The sequence below is a fragment of the Gemmobacter nanjingensis genome, assembly GCF_014652195.1.
GTDB lineage: Bacteria > Pseudomonadota > Alphaproteobacteria > Rhodobacterales > Rhodobacteraceae > Gemmobacter > Gemmobacter caeni.
In genome coordinates this window covers 1-1,556 of record NZ_BMYI01000069.1, presented here as the reverse complement: position 1 = coordinate 1,556, position 1,556 = coordinate 1, and the positions used below count along the sequence as shown (strand labels likewise).

3 protein-coding genes are annotated in these 1,556 nt (G+C 71.9%); all 3 read right to left on the bottom strand.

Annotated features, from left to right (window positions below; genetic code table 11):
• Positions 1-85: 85 nt before the first annotated feature.
• Genes IE126_RS25650 through ccoP form a run of 3 tightly spaced genes read right to left on the bottom strand, consistent with a single transcriptional unit; the run spans position 86 to position 1,465 of the window.
• Positions 86-400 carry a DUF2189 domain-containing protein gene (locus IE126_RS25650; RefSeq protein ID WP_189383221.1) on the bottom strand — a complete coding sequence of 105 codons (315 nt, stop codon included), beginning with the start codon at positions 398-400 and terminating at the stop codon, positions 86-88.
• A 7-nt stretch (positions 401-407) separates the two neighbouring features.
• Positions 408-569, bottom strand: a complete 162-nt coding sequence (locus tag IE126_RS25645) for a hypothetical protein (protein ID WP_168776691.1) — start codon at positions 567-569, stop codon at positions 408-410.
• Positions 566-1,465: a cytochrome-c oxidase, cbb3-type subunit III gene (ccoP, locus tag IE126_RS25640; protein ID WP_189383219.1), complete on the bottom strand. Its 900-nt coding sequence runs from the start codon at positions 1,463-1,465 to the stop codon at positions 566-568. Before ccoP ends, IE126_RS25645 begins: the two co-directional genes overlap by 4 nt.
• Positions 1,466-1,556: the final 91 nt, after the last annotated feature.

Genomic DNA, 1,556 nt, shown 5'->3' with positions numbered 1-1,556 from the left:
GAAACAGGGAAAAACTCCGACGAGCTGGCGTCTGAATGTCACATTTAAGGGCAACAAACGCTGCCCAACGCGCCGTGTGCCGGATTTAAAGGCAACGCGACACCTGGGCAAGGCCGCGGCTGATCTGATAAAGGCCGACGCCGAGGAAGGGGCCGACGATCAGGAAGCCGGACAGCGCGGGCAGGGCCAGGTACAGAAGCCCCCAGGTCGCCAGCGCCCATAGCACCGCCCAGGACAGCGCCACGACCGCCGCGCCATAGGCAAGGCTGGACCCCGGCGCGCGGGCAAGGTCGCGCCAGCCGGCCGCCAGCCAGTCCAGCGCAGCGCGGGCGGGCAGGTGGCGGGCGTGGGGGCTTTCCACCGGGGCGCGTGTCTGAATGGTGGGAAGGGGTTCAAGCATCGGGACCTCAGCAACTGTGCCGGGCGGGGGCGGGGCCGTCGGGCAGGGCGGTGCAGGCGGGCTGCGAGGCGATGGCGGTGACCACCAGGTGGACATTCGCCGCGACGAAGGCCGCGACCACGGCGGCGGCGCCGGCAAGGGCAAGGTGGCGCTGACGGGCGGGGCTCATGGCTTGGCCTGTGGCAGGGTAGAGACGTAGAGGGCGAGAAGGTTGATCTGGGCCGGGGAAAGGCGCTGGCTCCAGGCCGGCATGACGCCGCGGCGGCCGTGTCGCAGGGTGGTCAGGATGGTGGCCTCGTCCTGGCCGTAGATCGCGGATCGGTCGGTCAGCGAGGGCGCCCCGGCCAGAAGCCCGCCGGTGCCGCCGTCGCCGTGGCAGGCGGCGCAGTTCTCGGCAAAGAGGGCGGCGCCAGGGTTGTCACCGGGGGCCGTGCCCGAGGGCAGGGCAGAGACATAGGCGGCCAGCGCCTGGCGGTCGGCGGGGGCGAGCCAGTCGAAGACGGGCATCTCGGCCAGCCGGCTGTCGTCGGTGGCGTTGATGCCAAGGGTGATCGTCTCGGCCAGGGTTTCGGGGTCGCCGCCCCAAAGCCAGTCGGCGTCGTTCAGCGCCGGAAAGCCGGGACCGCCCTTGCCCGAGGTGCCGTGGCAGGCGGCGCAATTGTCGGCGAAAAGCCGGGCGGCGGCGGGCATGGCCTGGGCCATCAGCAGGTCGTCCGCGGCCAGGGCGGCAAAGTCCGGCTGGGCGAAGCGGGACAGCCAGCCCTGCCGCACCGCGTCCACCGCCTGATAGCCGTCGCGGGCCATGCGGCCCTGGTCCAGCCCCAGAAGGCCGCGCGTGTAATCCCGGCCCGTAGGCCAGGCGGGCAACAGGACCCAGGCGACGACCGAGTAGAGGAAGGTCAGCAGCAGCGCGATGGCGGCGAGCCTGGGGAAGGGGGTGTTCAGCTCTTGAATACCGCCCCAGTCGTGGCCGGTGGTGTCGTAGCCGGTGACGGGGTCGATGCGGCGGTTGCCGGTGTGGGGGTCGGCACCGGGCAGGGCGTGGGGGTCCGTGGTCTCAGCCATCCGACGGCTCCTGCGGCAGGATGGACCGGGCCGCCCGGTCATTCGCCGCCTTGCGCGAGGGTGCCCAGGCCCGGATGGCGACGATCAGCAG

Coding starts and splice junctions, on each gene's coding strand:
- IE126_RS25650 (WP_189383221.1), bottom strand. CDS start 400: ATGCTTGAACCCCTTCCCACCATTCAGACACGCGCCCCGGTGGAAAGC.
- IE126_RS25645 (WP_168776691.1), bottom strand. CDS start 569: ATGAGCCCCGCCCGTCAGCGCCACCTTGCCCTTGCCGGCGCCGCCGCC.
- ccoP (WP_189383219.1), bottom strand. CDS start 1,465: ATGGCTGAGACCACGGACCCCCACGCCCTGCCCGGTGCCGACCCCCAC.